The sequence below is a fragment of the Pseudomonas sp. 9_2_1 genome (genome assembly GCF_059295275.1).
Genome location: NZ_CM181239.1, coordinates 3,294,313 through 3,310,354, shown reverse-complemented (window position 1 = coordinate 3,310,354; position 16,042 = coordinate 3,294,313). Strand labels below are relative to the sequence as shown.

Annotated in this window: 10 protein-coding genes; all 10 read right to left on the bottom strand. The window is 65.0% G+C overall.

Features of this window, described 5'->3' with window-relative positions; genetic code table 11:
- Window positions 1-61: 61 nt before the first annotated feature.
- Genes tssM through tssE form a run of 10 tightly spaced genes read right to left on the bottom strand, consistent with a single transcriptional unit; the run spans window position 62 to window position 16,038 of the window.
- Complete coding sequence (tssM, locus tag AC5O5I_RS14840) at window positions 62-2,557, bottom strand: type VI secretion system membrane subunit TssM (protein WP_494511038.1); 2,496 nt, start codon at window positions 2,555-2,557, stop codon at window positions 62-64.
- Window positions 2,554-3,462 (bottom strand): type VI secretion system-associated protein TagF, encoded by a 909-nt coding sequence (tagF, locus tag AC5O5I_RS14835; protein WP_494511037.1) that lies wholly within the window; start codon window positions 3,460-3,462, stop codon window positions 2,554-2,556. The genes tssM and tagF overlap by 4 nt, the downstream gene beginning before the upstream one ends.
- On the bottom strand, window positions 3,459-7,277 hold the full coding sequence (locus AC5O5I_RS14830) for a type VI secretion protein IcmF/TssM N-terminal domain-containing protein (RefSeq protein ID WP_494511036.1): 3,819 nt from the start codon (window positions 7,275-7,277) through the stop codon (window positions 3,459-3,461). The genes tagF and AC5O5I_RS14830 overlap by 4 nt, the downstream gene beginning before the upstream one ends.
- Before the next feature lie 30 nt (window positions 7,278-7,307).
- Window positions 7,308-8,024 (bottom strand): type IVB secretion system protein IcmH/DotU, encoded by a 717-nt coding sequence (gene icmH / locus AC5O5I_RS14825; RefSeq protein WP_172288404.1) that lies wholly within the window; start codon window positions 8,022-8,024, stop codon window positions 7,308-7,310.
- On the bottom strand, window positions 8,021-9,364 hold the full coding sequence (gene tssK / locus AC5O5I_RS14820; RefSeq protein ID WP_172221667.1) for a type VI secretion system baseplate subunit TssK: 1,344 nt from the start codon (window positions 9,362-9,364) through the stop codon (window positions 8,021-8,023). Before tssK ends, icmH begins: the two co-directional genes overlap by 4 nt.
- Complete coding sequence (tssJ, locus tag AC5O5I_RS14815) at window positions 9,361-10,083, bottom strand: type VI secretion system lipoprotein TssJ (protein ID WP_172221670.1); 723 nt, start codon at window positions 10,081-10,083, stop codon at window positions 9,361-9,363. Before tssJ ends, tssK begins: the two co-directional genes overlap by 4 nt.
- A gap of 24 nt (window positions 10,084-10,107) precedes the next feature.
- Window positions 10,108-12,705, bottom strand: coding sequence for a type VI secretion system ATPase TssH (gene tssH / locus AC5O5I_RS14810; RefSeq protein ID WP_172221673.1), 2,598 nt, complete (start codon window positions 12,703-12,705; stop codon window positions 10,108-10,110).
- Window positions 12,702-13,772: a type VI secretion system baseplate subunit TssG gene (tssG, locus tag AC5O5I_RS14805; protein WP_172221676.1), complete on the bottom strand. Its 1,071-nt coding sequence runs from the start codon at window positions 13,770-13,772 to the stop codon at window positions 12,702-12,704. Before tssG ends, tssH begins: the two co-directional genes overlap by 4 nt.
- Entirely contained in the window at window positions 13,736-15,556 is a 1,821-nt protein-coding gene (gene tssF / locus AC5O5I_RS14800) for a type VI secretion system baseplate subunit TssF (RefSeq protein WP_172221693.1), read from the bottom strand. The genes tssG and tssF overlap by 37 nt, the downstream gene beginning before the upstream one ends.
- On the bottom strand, window positions 15,556-16,038 hold the full coding sequence (gene tssE, locus AC5O5I_RS14795) for a type VI secretion system baseplate subunit TssE (protein ID WP_172221696.1): 483 nt from the start codon (window positions 16,036-16,038) through the stop codon (window positions 15,556-15,558). The genes tssF and tssE overlap by 1 nt, the downstream gene beginning before the upstream one ends.
- Window positions 16,039-16,042: the final 4 nt, after the last annotated feature.

Sequence of the window (16,042 nt, the reverse complement as noted above, 5' to 3'; positions counted from 1 at the left end):
AGCTTGCCGCCACCCGGGCCTCATCCTGTGAGGCCGGGCAGCTGGTTCTTGCTGCGCGGCCTCAGTTGAGCCCGCGCACTTCGATTTCCACCCGGCGGTTGGGCTCCAGGCACTTGATCAGTTGCGCTCGCGGTTGCTGCAGGTTGCAGTTCACCAGCGGTTTGCGGCTGCCTTCGCCTTGCGCGACCACCAGTTCGGCGGGCACGCCCTTGCCCACCAGGTAGGTGCGAATGGTTTGGGCCCGTTGCCTGGAAACCTGCAGGTTGCCTTGGCTGTCACCGAGCTGGTCGGCGTGACCGGAGATGATGATCTTGCCGATGTCCGGGGTGTTGAGCAGCTTGCTGGCGATCGCACTCAGCTGGTTCTGGCCCTCGTTCTTCAGGCTCTGGAAATCAGCGCGCCCGAAGGCGAACAGCGTGTCCGATTCCAGCGTGATGGTTTCGATCGAGCGCAGCGACTGGGCTCGCAGGCTGTCGATGTAGTTGCGTGAACTGGAAATCAGGAAGGCGTTGTCGAGAATGCGCGGCACATCCGGCTCACGGATCTGCTCGCTGTAGAAGCTGATCTGGCGGCTGGCGTACAGGTAGTCCTGGTTGCCACCGGCCTGGTCGCCGGCCGCAGCCAGGCTGTTGCCGGTCTGGCGGGCGATGGCCGGGTACCAGTAATCCGGCAGACGTGCCTTGAGCACCGCCGGGTCGGCCTTCTCGCGTTGGGCTGGCGAGAGCATCAGGTAAGTGTCCAGGGTCGCCTTGCCGAAGTCGGCGATCGACTGCGCGCGGTTGTCATGCGGCAGGGCCTCGGCCTCCACACTGTCGACGCCACTGACCGGGTGCAGCTCGCGGGTGTTGCGCTGGTACACCTTGAGCGTGGTCAGCAGGTACAAGGTGCGCGTCAGGTTGTCGGCCGTCGGCTTGAGCATGACGTTCTGCAAAGTTGCGAAATAGCGGTTGCGCAGCACCGGCTCCAGCGCATGGCCCTGGTACAGGCCCAGGCGCATGCCGAGCGGTACGCCCTGCTCATGGTGCTGCTGATAATAATGCGCGGTCCAGAAACGCAAACGGTCAAGGCTGCGCCAGGCGGTGTACTGGTCGCTGATTGCCCGGTCTTGCGCCTTGGCCTCGGCCAGTTCGCCGCTGATGCTGGCCAGGACGGCGCGGTTGTTCAGGTACGACCAGCCCCAGAGGCTGCACAGCACAAGGCCAGCCAGGCCCGCAGCGCCCACCCAGGCAGCCTTGCGCCGGCGTTCGCGGCGGTTGCTGGTGTACAGCGCCACCAGGTGCTGGTCAGGGATGATCACTTTGCGGAACAGGCTGTTGATGAACAGGGGGGCAGGCTGGCTGCCCGGGCGTGCAGCGTCGTTGCCATACTCCAGGGCAAAGCGCTCGGCTACATGCTGGCCGTGGCTGCCCCACTGGGCCTCGTCGGCCTCCAGCGCGGCGGTGAAGTAAAAGCCCCGCAGCATTTCGGCATTCTGGTAGGGGTTGGCACGCAGCAGGCTGTCGACGAACTGCTGCAGGCGTGGCTTGAGCGCTGCCAGCTCCAGCGGGAAGCGGTACGCGGCGTCGTTCTGCCGGGTAACCTGGATATCCTGCTGCACCAGTTGCTGGCTGGCCACTTGCTGCCAGTAGCCGCTCAGTTCGTCCATCGCTGCGCCGAAGCGCCGGCCCCAGTCGGCCTGCTCATAGCCTTTGTGCGAGAAGGTCTTGCCCATCACTTCGCCACGGGCGGCATCATCGAGCTGGCGGTAGAACGGGGTGAAGCCGGGGATCAGGTCGCATTTGGTGAACACCAGGTAAATCGGCAGGCGCACTTCGAGCAGCGTGCAACTTTCCTGTATGCGTTCGCGCAAGCGTTTGGCCAGTCGCTCCTGATCCTCGGCGGAGCCATGCAGGATATCGGCAATGCTGACGCTGACGATCAGGCCGTTCAGCGGCCTGCGCTGGCGATGCTGGCGCAGCAGCTGCAGAAAGCCCCGCCATTTGCCGGCCTCTTCGGGGCTGTTCATGTAGCGCCCCGCGGTGTCGAGCAATACGGCTTCGGAGCTGAAGAACCAGTCGCAGTTGCGGGTGCCGCCCAGCCCGGCGACGCGCGCGCCCTCACGCTCGGCGTAAGGGAAACTCAGGCCCGACTGCAGGATCATGGTGCTTTTGCCCGCCGCCGGCTGGCCAATCACCAGGTACCAGGGCAGGGCGTACAACGCATCCTTGGCCGCAGTGCCGCGCGGCTTGTTGCTGTGCAGGCGCTCGATACTGTGCAGCAGGCGCTCGCGCAGCAGGCTGATTTCCTCGCGGTCTGCGGGCGTTGCGTTGAGCACGGCCTGGTCGGCGTCGTCGCGCAGCAGGCCTTCGAGGTTGTGGTGCTGGCCGGCGCCGCGGTACAGCAGCAGCACATAGCCCGCCGACAGCAGCAGGAACAGACCGATGCCTGCCAGCAGGCTGGGCAGCGAGGCAAAGCCCAGGGCGCGGCCGATCGCCCAGACCAGGAAGATCGCCAGGAAGAACGCCACCCCCAGCAGGTAGGGTTGATAACGCAGGCAGTAGTACTTGATCTTGTTCATACGGGCGTCGTATCCAGCGCATCGACGAACTGGTCGATGACGTGTTCAAGAGGTCGGTCGTAGGCGTGTTGGTGCGCGGCGCCAGGCAGTGGGCCGAGCAACCCCAGGTGCTGACGCGCCTCGGCGCAGCCGCTGAGCAGGCGATAGGCGCTGCTGGCATGTCGCGCCGGGAAGCAGTACAACCGGGGGTGCATGAAGTCGTCGGCCAGCAAGCTGATCGCCGGCACGCCGGGCTGGCCGCTCATGCGTGTCAGCCAGGTCAGCCACAGGTCCGCCGTGGGGTTTTTCAAGCCGCGTTCGGCCGGCAGCGGCAATTCGATGCCGCCGTCGAAGTCACTGTGCAGCGCGGCGTGGCTGGCCTGCAGCCGCGCCAGTGCGGTAGCACTGTCAAAGCTTGGCCAGGAGCCGTGCAAGGCACGTGCGACGTCGGCAAAGCTGAAATCGTGGAGGAACTTGGCATGCACCCGGCGGAACAGGTCCAGGTCCTGCGCCTGCAGCGGGCGCAGGGCCTGGATCTGCGCGAACAGGCGGGTGCAATCGGCACCTTGCACCGCCTGGTGCAGCAATGGCTTGATCTGCGCGCTGAACAGTTCGCCAAGGGTGAACGGGTTCACCAGCGCAGTACCTTCCCCGCCCTTGAGCAGCTGGAAGATGAAGAACGGGTAGCGCCGCTGGCTGGCATCCTGCGAGCTGAGCAGGCCACCCAACAGCCAGTTGCCATTGCGGGCGCGGTAATTGAAGGCGCACATCGGCAGCCCGTCGAACAACGCCTGCCAGTCGTCGCGGTCGCGCATGGCCGCCAGCGAGGACTGCAGCCAGGCATCGAACTCGCACACTTCCTCTGCCGCGCCATGCAGGCTGACGAAGTCGGCGCTCGACGGTAGCTTGCCGAAGCAGCCGATCATTGCGCGCCCCTGCCGTTGAGGGCGCTGAGGGCCTTGACCTCACCCAGGTCGGTCAGCTTGACCCCGCCGAAGTTGCGCACCACCAGGCTGACCCGGCCATTGGCGGTGTTCCAGCTGAAGCGCTGCTGAATGCCGTCGACGTCTTCGACGCGGGCACTTTCGTTCATGCGCAGCAGGCCCCAGCGCCCTGGGAAGTCGAACACGGTGACCCGCGTGCCGCTCAGGGTTACTACATCCAGACGCGCGCCGGGGGCGTTGCTGGCGCCTGGCCAGGCAAAGCGGTTCCAGCTGCTGCGGCCGTTGCGGTAATGCTGTTCCTGGCCATCGAGGGTGAACACGATGTCGGTGAAGCTGGCCGAGGGTTCCAGCATGATCTCGAAACCGTTGTCGCGGTCCGACAGGCTGGCGATGACCTGGCCCACCGAACTGGCCTTGTCGATGCTGTTGAGCATGCCTGGGTTGACCAGCGCCGGCCCCTGGCCGTCGCCCACCCCCAGGCCTTCGCCGCCGGCCAGGTTGCCGATTTCGTTGCGCTTGAAGGCCGGCAGCAGGCCGCTTTCGGGGTCGACGAAACGCTGCAGGTCCTTCACCGACGCTTCGTTGCGGCTGCCCCCGGCGATCGGGTAGCGGTGCGCCATGACCTGTTCCCAGGGCTTGGCGATCTGCTGCGCCCAGGCTTTGGCAATCTGTTGGCCGGCAGGGTCGCGCAGGGTTGCCCAGGCGTACTGGATGGGCAGGCTGAACAGGCCCTGCAGGGAGCGTGACAAGCCGTCCTGGCTGGTGTCGACACTGCTCTCTACATAATTGCGCACGCGGGTGACTTCGCTCGGCTGGCCTTCCAGGGTTTCGCTGATCAGCTGCTTGCTGCTCTTGCCGACATCCTGCGAGCGCTGGATGTTGTTCATGCGTACCTTGAGGTTGCGCAGGGCCGCCAGATAGCGGTCCATGATGGTGCTGTCGGCGCCTTCGGCGTTGTTTTCCGCGAACACCCGTGCCACCGGCTCGAAACGCCTGGCCAGGCTGCCGTCATCAACGGCCGGCAGGCTCGGCGCGACGCTGGCCGGCAGATTGTCCTGGGCATCGAACAGCCCGCTGACCTTGCTCCAGAAGCCGTCTTCGCGGGCGGCGCCAGGCGTCGGCAGCGCATGCTTGGCCGGCAGGTCCCACTGGGTGTTGTCGTTGACGGCTGCCAGCAGGTGCTTCACCGGCGAGTTCTGCACGTCGCTCAGCAGGCCAAGTTGCTGGGTTGCCGACGCCAGGTCGGCAAAATGGCGCACGCCGACGCTGCTGATCATCTTGTACCAGGCCTGGGTATAGTCGCGTTTGTAGCGGGTCATGAACTCGCGAATGAAGTTGGCTTTCTGCACGATGGCATCGCCGCCTTCGCCGTCCAGCACCCAGTCCGATTCATTGCGCAGGTTGCCCGACAGCAGCTTGATCAGCTCTGGCTTGACGAAGGTATCCCAACCCTGGCGGCTATAGATAGCCGGCACGCCGGCAGAGCCATACAGCAGTGCCCGGCCGGGTTGCGGCACCAGGTCGTTGAGGGTCAGCGCCGGGAACTGGCGGCTCGACTCGAGTTGCAGGCGCAGGTATTCGCGGTCCACCAGCGAGCTGGAAAGCATGAACGACTTGAGGTTTGCCCGGGTTTCGCTGATCAGCTGGTCGTTGCGTGGCAGCGCTGGCGCTTGCCCCTGTTCCAGCAACTGCACGTACAGCGGCACGTTTTCTTCGATCACGCCAGCGTCAGCCGCAATGGTTTCACCTGCAGCGTCTTTACCCGCAGCGCCGGCCCAGGCCTTGGGCAGGCTGGCGGCGACGAAGGCACTGTCTGGATGCTGCTGTGGTTGGGTCAACAGCAGGTACAGCTTCAGGGTGTTGTAGGCCTCGATGATGGACGCTACCTGTTGCTCGTCCAGGCGCCCGAGCATTTCTTCGGACAGCGACAGGCCACCGGTGGTGGCGGACAGTTCGGCGGCGTCGCTGGCGGTAGCCAGGTTGACCTTGGCCGCGTAAGCCCCGGCACGGGTGTTGCCCAGCGCAGCCTGCGCCTTGGCGGCGACAGCAGGTGCCAATGGTTTGCCGTTGCGTTTTTTCCGTTGCGGCGCTGGGGTGAATTCCAGCGCCTGGTTGATACCGCTGGCGAAGGTGTTGAATGCTCGCATCTGCACTTGCAGGCTGCGCGCGACCGGCTCCAGCGCCTGGCTGCGCAACTGCGCCAGATAGGCTGTGCGGGTCACTTCATGGATTGCATCGCCATGATAAAGGCCCGCACCCAGTCGCAGCGGAACGCCTTGCAGGCGATGCGCTTCTACCATGGCCATCTGCTCGCGCAGCACTTCCAGGCCCTTGCCGGCGGCCAGCAACTGCGCCCGGTCGTCAGCCTGCTCAAGCTGCGCCAACTGCCCACGCAGGCTATCCAGCCACTGGCGGTTGTTGGCGAACGACAGCGCCTGCCAGCCGATGAACAGCACCCCGGTTGCCGCTGCCACGGCCAGCAGCAACGGGCTGAAGGCGCTCTGGCGGCCCAGCCGCGACTGATACAGGGTGAGGTCACGGTCAGGGAAGATCACCCGGCGGAAGGTGTCGGTGATGAAATAGCTGCGGTTGCCCACTGCTTTGGCGCAGTGCCCGGCGGTGTCGTCCTGGGCGGGCTGAAGGGCGAACTCCTCGGCGACCGCGTCTTCGTACACCTGCCCCAGCTGCTGTTCGGTCTGCAGCGCGCTGGTGAAGTACAGCCCGCGCAGCAGCAACGGGGTGCCGCCGCGGTGGCCGCGGGTGAAGGGTTCGAGGAACTGTTCGAGCACATCGCCCAGTGCGGCGAAGTACTGCGGGAAATTCAGCAGCGTGCTGTCGGCGTCGGCGCCGAGGGCGATCGTCTGTGCGTCGACATGCCGGCGGATGTGCCGTTGCAGGTTGTGCAAGCGGTTCTGCAATGCGCCATGCAGGCCGTTGTTGCGAATTTCCGACAGGCCAAAGGTCATGCCCAGCGGCTGCTGGCGTTCGTGCAGGTCCAGGCCCTCGAAGGCCTGGTTGAAGCCTGGCAGCTGGTCGGTCTTGCTCAGCATCAGGTAGACCGGTGGGTTGGCTTCAAGGCACTCGGCGTACTCTTCCACCCGCGCTACCAACTGGGCGGCAAGCGCATTGCGCTCATCGCTGTTGGCTGCCAGCAGTTCGGGCAGGCTGACCACCAGCACCAGGCCATTGATCGCCGCCTTGCCGCGCTGCTTGCGCAACATGCGCAGAAAGGCCGAGAACTCGCTGGCCGACTGGTCGTCGCGCAGGTAGCGGCCGGCCGTGTCGATCATCACCGCGTCCGGGCTGAAATACCAATCGCAGTGCTGGGTGCCGCTGGCGCTGTCGTTGCCCGTGGCGATGCTGGCCGAAAGGCCCGAATGGGTCAGCAACGAAGTCTTGCCGGCGGCCGACATGCCCACTACCAGGTACCACGGCAGGTCGGACAGCGCCGCCTTGCCGCCACCGCCGGCGGAGCGGTCGGTACGCAGCATGGCGATGGCGTGCTTGAGGCGCTCGCGCAGTACTTGCTGGTCGCGGAACTCACCGGTGGCATTCCACGAGCGATCGACTTCGAGCTGCAGCAGGTTCTCCAGATTGTGCTCGGCGCGGATGCGCTGGTATTGGCGCAGCACGATGACCAGCAGGAAGCAGGCGCTGATGATTGCCAGCGCCTCCGGCAGGTGGTGACGCAGCCACGGCAGCAAGGGGGCGGCAAGCCAGCAGATCAACAGGCTCGCCAGCCACAGCAGTGGCAGCAGAACCCAGAAACTTTTCAATAGGCGGAGTAATGTTTTCATGTCTTCCTGACTCGGCTACCTGAACGGGGCTCAGGCACTGAACAGCTGGCGAATTTGTTCTGAAAGGGCGGCGACGTCCTTGTCCAGCAACCAGTCCAGCGTCAGGTAGACAGCGACGCAGACCAGCGCGATCAACGCCAGGTACACCCACAGCGGCACTTCATGGCGCAGCATCTGCGACACCTGGTCGGGCAGGGCCCAGTCCGGTGACAGCGCACTGGGCGCCTTGCGGTAGCGGGCGATGTCCTGGCCGAGGCTGTTGGCCAGGTAGCGCAGCTGGTCCTTCTGACCGAGGCTGAACTTGCCTTCGAAGCCCAGGGCCAAGCACAGGTGATAGACCTCGAGCACGTCGATGTTCTGCTTGACGTCGGCGCGCAGCGCGTCGACCTTCTCGAAAAAGCCTTCACCGGCCAGGTGCACGCCGAAGTAGCGGAACTGCAGCGGCTGCAGCTCGAAGTGCCGGCGCAGTTCGTTGTCCCCGGCGCGCAACACGCTTTCGTCGAGGAAGGCGCACAGCGCGTACTGGGTATCCTTGACCTGCTCGACGCTGTAGTTGGCCGCACGGGCATCGCGTTCCAGGTTGGCGAAGAAACGCTCGACGCTGCCTTCGAAGGCCTGCACCGACGTGACCTGGCGGCCACGGCGCACGATCAGCGCCATGCTGACGAAGTCCTGGACCAGTGCCTTGAGTGTCGGTTTTTCCTGGGCGGCCACAGCGGCGCCCTGTTGCAATACGGCTTCGGTCATTTGAGCACCGCCATCAGTTCAAGCTTCAGGTTGGTAAGGGCGCCGGGCGCATAGAAGCAGATGGTCTGGGCGTTCATCATCCGCTCGTAGACATGGCCATGCGGCTCGATCGCGAAGTACTGGTTGTCCAGGCGCACCGGGATCGCGTTGGGCAGCCGCGTGGCATGGTTCAGGGTGACCCCGGGCATGGCGCTGTTGACCACCACTTCGATGTCCTCCGGGGAGCCGATCTTGACCGCCCGCGGCACCAGTTCAAGCAGGCTGGCACCGGGCATGTCGGCGTGCACCGAAACATAAAAGTCGGCTTCGGCCAGGCGCGGGTCGCGCAGCTGGCCCTGCCAGTACGACGGTTTGGTCTGGGTCAGGTTGATCACCACGCACTGGTTGGGCACGACGTTGTCGAGCATCACCCGGATCATCTCGTCCAGCCTGGCCAGCGAAGCCGCCGGGTCATGGTGGTCGTACTCGGGGATATCGCCGAGCTGGGTGTCCAGGGTGAAGGTCAGCAGGCCCCCGGCGAGGTCGGCCAGGAACAGGTACAGGCGCTCTGGGTTCAGGCGCGGGTGGGCAAGCAGATGGGCCAGCTGTGGGTGGGCGCGGTTCACCGTGTTCAGCAACCAGAACAGCGTGACATCGCTGGAGCCGAACTCGGCGATCTGGTCGGCACGCTCGCGACGCCGGCCGGACAGCGCCTTGCTCTTGGCCTGAAGGGCACCGAGCAGGCGCTTGCCGATGCCGGCCAGGGTCTCATGGTTGCCCAGGTGCAGGGTCGGATGGACAAAATGCGGGTCGAGGTTGAAGCCGCCCATGCTGTTGCGCGTCAGCTTGACCAGCGGGCAGTGGCTGTAGCCGTCCAGGCTGTCGCCGTCGACCAGCAGCACCACGTTCAGGCGCAGGCTGGTGATTTCGTTTTCCAGCTCGCCTTCGTTGAGGTCGGGCAGGGTGTCGAACTGTTTGCGAAAGCGCCGTGCCGCCTTGTGTTCCTGGCCGTCCTCGACGTAGTTGCGGCCAAACGGCTCGGCCAGCTTCAGCGCGGCATGGACTTTCAGGTCGTTGGCCTTGAGCAGGTCCTTCAGGTCGCGCGCGGCGGGCAGCGGGTCGTGCTGCGGTGCGTCGTAGAGGCTGCCGTCGGGAAACACCAGCTTCAGCCGCTTGAGCTGCAACGTACCGTTGGCCAGGGCATCCTCGTCCACCTGCAGCGCCTGCACGCCCCAGTTGAACGGCGTTGCGCGCAGCGAAGCCTCGGCCAGCTGGTGCTGGTGAAACTCATCCTGATACTGGAAATGCTGGGGCAGCAGGAACATGCCTTCCGACCACATGACCCGGCTCTGCTTACTCATTTGGTGCCATCCACGAGAGAGTTGAAGGTTGAATCCATGGCGTTGCGTGCCGACTGGCCGGCGGCATCGCTGGCCTTGTCGAGCACCGCGTCCTGCACCTTGTCGGTGAGGCCTGGCGGGGCCTGCTCGGCGTTTTGCGCGGCGACCAGCGGGTCCGCAGCAGGCGCTGTGTTCAGCACGTCGACGCCACGCATGGCGCTGATTTCGGTGTTGTCCACCAGCACCCGCAGGCCATCGGAGGAGAACCAGATACCGTCCTTGCGCAGCGAGTTGGCGTCGAACGCGACTTTCCAGCGTGCCCCCTGTTCATCGCGGAAAAACGCCGCCATGCCGACGTAGCGCGCGTTCTTCGGCAGCGGCCACTGGTCGATCTGGCCGATGCCTGGCAGCAGGGTGATTTCGCGAGCCTCGACCAAGGTGTTGCCCAAGGCTTTTTCCGGGCTGGCCCACAGGGTCTCGGCGTCGGCCGCGGCGAAGCGCTCGAGGTCGGTCAGCTGGTACACGCGCATCACCACCGACAGCGGCTGACCGTTGGCGTCGGGGTTGAGGTGGTTGCCGCCGTCGGACGTCAGGATGACCTTCTCGCTGTCGGCCAGCATGTCGGCTGCCCAGCTGTCTTCCATACGCTTGCCGATGCGGTCGGTGACCCCGCAGCCGGCCAGCGCCAGCAGCAGGGCTGCGGCGGTCAGGCGTTTGAGGGCGGTGTGCTGGTGATGCATGACGGCTTAATCTCCGAAAACGGTTCAGGCCAGGCGATAGGCGAAATCGCCATCGCTACCCAGTTCGATCACCAGGCGCTCGATTGGCGAGCCCTGGGCCATGCGCTCGAGCACGCGCTGGGCAAGCTCAGGCATCAAGGTCTGGGACAGGATGTTGTCGATGTTGCGCGCACCGCTGTCGACCTCGGTGCAGCGAGCCGCGATGGCGTTGACCAGCGCTTCGTCGTAGCTGAGTTCGGCCTGGTGGTTGCGGGCGAAACGCCTGGCAATGCGCTCGAGCTTGAGCGCGACGATGCGCGCCAGGATCTGGTCCTGCACCGGGTAGAACGGCACGATGCTCAGGCGGCCGAGGAAGGCAGGCTTGAACACCTGATTGAGCTCGTCGCGCAGGCCTTCGACGATGGCCGCGGGCGTTGGTCGCTCGGCGGCATTCAGGCAGGTCTGCATGATGCGCTCGGTGCCGGTGTTGGAGGTGAGGATGATCACGGTATTGCGGAAGTTGATCTCGCGCCCTTCGCCATCGTCCAGCACACCCTTGTCGAACACCTGGAAGAACAGTTCGAGCACATCGGGGTGGGCTTTTTCTACCTCGTCGAGCAGCACCACGCTGTACGGCTTGCGGCGCACGGCTTCGGTCAGCACACCGCCTTCGCCGTAGCCGACGTAGCCCGGTGGCGAGCCCTTCAGGCTCGATACGGTGTGCGCTTCCTGGTATTCGGACATATTGATGGTGATCAGGTTGCGCTCGCCGCCATACAGGGTATCGGCCAGGGCCAGGGCGGTTTCGGTCTTGCCGACGCCACTGGGCCCGAGCAACAGGAACACGCCGATCGGCTTGTTCGGGTCTTCCATGCGCGCGCGGGAAATCTTGATGCGTTTGCCTATTTCGTGCAGGGCGTGGTCCTGGCCCAGCACGCGCTCGCCGAGCAGGGCCGGCAGGCGCTGCACGGTGTCGATCTCGTCACGCAGCATCTTGCCCAGGGGGATGCCGGTCCAGCCGCTGATGACCTGGGCGATGGCGCCACTGTCGACCAGCGCGTGCACCAGTGGTTGGTCGCCTTGCACGCGGGCCAGCTCGGCACGCAGGGCATTGAGCTGGTGGGCGTCGGCGTCGTTTTCGGCATCCAGGGCCTTGAGCTGTTCGACCAGTTCCAGCTCCTGCTGCCATTGGCTGCTCAGCTGTTGCTCGCGCTGCTGCTCGGCCTGCAGGGCAGCCTGCAGCTCGCCCAGACGGCGGGCATGGTCGTGGCCCTTGCCGGCTTCGTGGCCAAGCACGGCGATTTCCGCCTGCAGGTTGTCGATCTGTCGGCGACAGTCTTCCAGCGCCCCAGGCTGCGATGACTGCGCCAGGGCAATGCGCGCACAGGCGGTGTCGAGCACGCTGACCGCCTTGTCGGGCAGCTGGCGGCCGGTGATGTAGCGGCTGGACAGGCGCACCGCCTGCACCAGCGCTTCGTCCATTACCGCTACCTTGTGATGCTCGCGCATTTTCCCGAGCAGGCCACGCAGCATGTGAATGGCCTTGTCTTCGTCGGGCTCTTCGACCTTGACCACCTGGAAGCGGCGGGCGAGGGCGGCGTCCTTCTCGAAGTACTTCTTGTATTCGGCCCAGGTGGTGGCGGCAATGGTGCGCAGCTCGCCACGGGCGAGGGCGGGCTTGAGCAGGTTCGCGGCATCGTTCTGCCCGGCCTGGCCGCCGGAGCCGATCAGGGTGTGCGCTTCGTCGATGAACAGGATGATCGGGTGCAGGCTGCGCTTGACCTCCTCGATCACTGCCTTGAGGCGGTTCTCGAACTCGCCCTTGACCCCGGCGCCTGCCTGCAGCAGGCCCAGGTCCAGGGTATGCACGGCCACGTCCTTGAGCACTGCCGGCACATCGCCTTGGGCGATGCGCAGGGCCAGGCCTTCGACCACTGCGGTTTTGCCGACCCCGGCTTCACCGGTGAGGATGGGGTTGTTCTGGCGGCGGCGAGTGAGAATATCGACCATCTGCCGAACTTCGAACTCGCGGCCCAGCACCGGGTCGATACGGCCTTCACGGGCGCTTTGGGTGAGGTTGATGGTGTACTGGTCCAGCGCCGGGGTCTTGCCGCCGGCCTTGGCACTGCTGGCTGCCGGTGCTGCCGGGCTGGCCAGCGGGCTGGCTTGCCGGGATTCGGTGCTGCCTTCTACCAGGCCAGTGAGGTTCAGGCGCAGGTCGTCGGCGTTGATTTTCTCCAGCTCCGGCGCCGAGGCGATCAGCACGCGCCGCAGTTCAGCGTCGTCGAGCAGGGCCAGCAACAGGTAACCGCTGCGCACCTGGCCGACACCGTATTCGATCGACGCCAACAGCCAGGCCTGCTCGATCATGCGGGTGATATGTGGCGACAGCGCCGGGGTGCGGGTATTGCCTTTCTTGAACGTGCCCAAAGCCGTGACCAGCTGCGCCTGCAGGCGTTCGGCGACCACATCGTAGTGGCGCATGATCGGCGCCAGGTCGCTGTCGCCGGCGTCGAGCAGCTGCAGCAGCAGGTGCTCCACTTCGACGTCGTAATGGTGCTCCGACAGGCACAGGGCCGCCGCGCTTTCAGTGGCCGTGCGGCTGGTTTCGTTGAGCTTGGCGAACAGAGACTTCAGGTTCACAAGGCGACCCCATCGTAAGGTATTTGGAAGACGGCGCAACGCGAAGGCTCCGCGTCACGACCGGGGCGTTTGAGCCAGCCCAGCCAGCCCAGCGCAACATTGCCGCTGCGGCCCAGCTGGGCGCGCGGCACTGCCTCACGCTGCAGGCGCGGGGCGATTTCGAAGTCCAGCTGGGCGCCGATATAGAAGCGCACCAGCTCGACCAGCTTGCGGTAGCACGCGGTGCCCGGCTGAAAGCGCCGGTAATCGGCCAGGCTCAACGGGCCCAGCTCGATACGAATGCTCGACTGGTAGTCCCAGACCCGGTTGCCGGCCACGGCGCTGTGGCCGAGCTGGGCGTTCTTGCGCCCGAGCTGGGTGCACTGTTCGGGCTGCAGGTGCAGCCAGCGCCCGGCAAACTGGCACACCGTGACCGGCAGCGCGAAATAGAAGCCGAGCATGCGCTCAAGGTTCAGCGCGTTGCGCGGCTTCTGGCTGAGCAGGCCGGCAAAATAGCTGAACAGCTCGCGGCGCAGCGCCGTCGGCTGCTGCTCGAACTTGAGCTGCTGCGCGCGCGGGCCCAGGCCGACCAGGTTGAGCAGGTAGCCATCGAACGCCGAAGCGCCATTGCGTTCGTGTTCGATATGAAATTTGTACTTCTGCCAGGCCTCGTAGAACAGCGTGGTCATGCGGTGCGAGAAAATGTCGAGAAACGCATGGGCCGCATCGTCGCGGTACTGCACATGGCGCTCGAGCAGCAGCTCGGTGTACGGCCGCGGCAGTACGCCCGATGGTCCGACCAGGCCCATGAACGTGACCTGCAGCTCGGACAGCGGCAGGCCGGCCGGCGACACTTTGCCTTCACGCTCGAAGTGCAAGTCGCTGACCTCGCTGGCGGGGAACGCCAGCGACAGCTGGGTGCGAAAGCGCAGCGGGTCTTCATGCGGCCGGGTTGCCAGGTCCATGCGCCCGGTACGGCTGTAGTGCAGGCGGAGCAGACGCACCAATTGAAAGAATTCGAATCGGTGCGGCTCGGCTCGGGCCTGATCGATCAGACCAGGGGCTGATCGCCAGTGCGGGCTGGCCATTGGGCGACTCTCTTTTCTCGTTGTTGGGTGCGCAGGGTCAGTTGGGTAAAGCTGTTCATCGAGCAGTACTGGCCGAAGAAATGGTCCAGCACCGTGCCGAACAGAAACACGCCGCTGCCGGTGAACTGGCTCTCGTCCAGGGTCAGGGTAATGCCGACACCGCGCACGAAGTTCGGCCGCGGGTGGCCGATACGGGCAACCACCGGCTCGCTGTCGATGGCCTTGATGCCATTGATCTGCTTGCGGATGGCCGACACGTTGCGGTAGTTGTAAAGCGACAGCAGTTCGAGCAGCACCTCGCGGCCCTGGCTGACCAGCGACAGGTGGTTGAGCGAAAGGTGGGCGATAAGCCGCCAGATCAGCCCTTTGCCCAGTGGCACCCGCACGGTGGCGGTAGGCTTGCGCAGGCAGCGGATGTCCTTGATCACCGAGTTGGCCGGGATGTTGAAGTCGCCGCGCTCGCCACCGAACGGCAGCATCAGCGGTACATCGCGGTTGCTGCAGGTCAGCCCGATGCTGAGGGTGTCATTGCTGGCGTCGATCAGTTCGAGGTTGCGGTCGACCACGCGGATGCTCATGGCCGTGGCATCGCCCTGGCTGCGTCGCCGGGCCGTCCAGAAACTGCTGCGCGGGTCCTGTTCGCCACGTGGCTCGAAGAACGGCTGGCAGGTGTCGACCTGATCGACGCCGCCCAGCTTGCGCACCCGCCTTACGCGGTCGATCGATACCACTTCGGCGGCATTGTGCAGCCGTGTGTCCGGGGTGACCGGGTACTCGTGGCGGGTGTGCGTCAGCTTGATCGGCTCGGCCTGCTGGCGGAACAGGTTGATGATCGGGGTGCAGTTGAGCTTGAAGTTGTTGCGCCCGATGTTCTGGGTCAGCCGGGTCAGGCGATCGCTGAGGTCGTAATCGGAGAAATAGAAATTCAGCTCCACCTGCTCGACGGCCTTGCCCTGCAGGATGCGGGCAAAGCCGCTGAGGTCGAAGAACATGAACTTGTCGGGGAAAGTGAAGTACTCGTGCAGCAGGCGGTAACCCAGGAACGAGCGTTCGGAGTAGTCCACCAGGCCTTCGTCGCGGGCATAGCCCACGGGCTTCAGGGCATCGGCCGCAAGGGCCACTTCGCGGGTGCGGCCCTGGTCCTGGAAGCTCAGGGTAACCTTGGCCAGGTTGTTGAACAGCAGCTCGTACAGCTGCAGCATCAGCGTCGCTTCGCCGTCGAGGAAAAACCTCAGGCAGTCCATTTCCATCTGCCCGAACAGGGCATCGCCGGTAGCCCCCAGGCGGATCCGCAGGTGCGCCACCAGGTCGGCGCTGTGGCCATTGAATGCCGACCGTTCCATCTCGCTGAACGAGGCTTGCTGCACGGCGATAGGCCACAGCGCTACCGGGTAGCAGGTGCGGAACTTGCAGACCACGCCTTCCACGGCATTGGCATGCATCTCGGTATGCCGTGCAACGCGGTAGGCTTCGGTGACCTTCTCGTGCTTGCCCAGGCTCAGCTCGGCGATCGACATCGACGGGGTAGGGCGCAGGTAGTGGGGGTACAGCACCTCGAGGAAAGACTCGACGATTTCCGGAAACTCGTCATCGAGCTTTTTGTGCACCCGCGCAGACAGGAACGAGAACGCCTCGATCAGGCGCTCGGTGTGCGGGTCCTCGCAGTTGTCGCCCTCTATCAGCAGCCGCGAGGCGATCTTGGGGTACTGCGCAGCAAACTCCTGGCCGAGGAAGCGCAGGTGCGACAGTTCCCTTTCGTAGTAGGGCAGCAGTTCGTCGAGCATCAGTTGAGGTTCTGCACTTTGTATTCCTGGGTGTTGACCTGCAGCACAGCGTCGAACGACACCTGGCGGCTGATGTCCTGCAGGCGCAGCACGGCGTCTACCCGGAAGGTCAACATGCGATGGCCGTTCTGCTGGGCCAGCAGCTGCACACGGACCCGGCGAAAGCGCCGGTCGCCGGTGCTGATCGCCCGTTCCAGCTGTTGCTGGATCAGGCGACGATCATGCGGGTCGAGCACGCTGCGGCTGATGAAGTCGGGCATGCCGTATTCAAGGATGGAGCCACCAAGCTGGCTGAAGCCGGCGAGCTCGGCGGCGACCAGGGACTGGCGGGTATTCACCAGCACCTCGAGGTCGCGGACGATGCTGGCCTTGTACTCGGCCAGCGAGCAGGTGCGTTGCACCGCCGGCTCGGCCGACTGAAAGGGTCGGTCGTCCAGCAGCCGGTCGAGCAGCGAGGGCAGCAGGCGGGCCTGGTTACTCATGTGT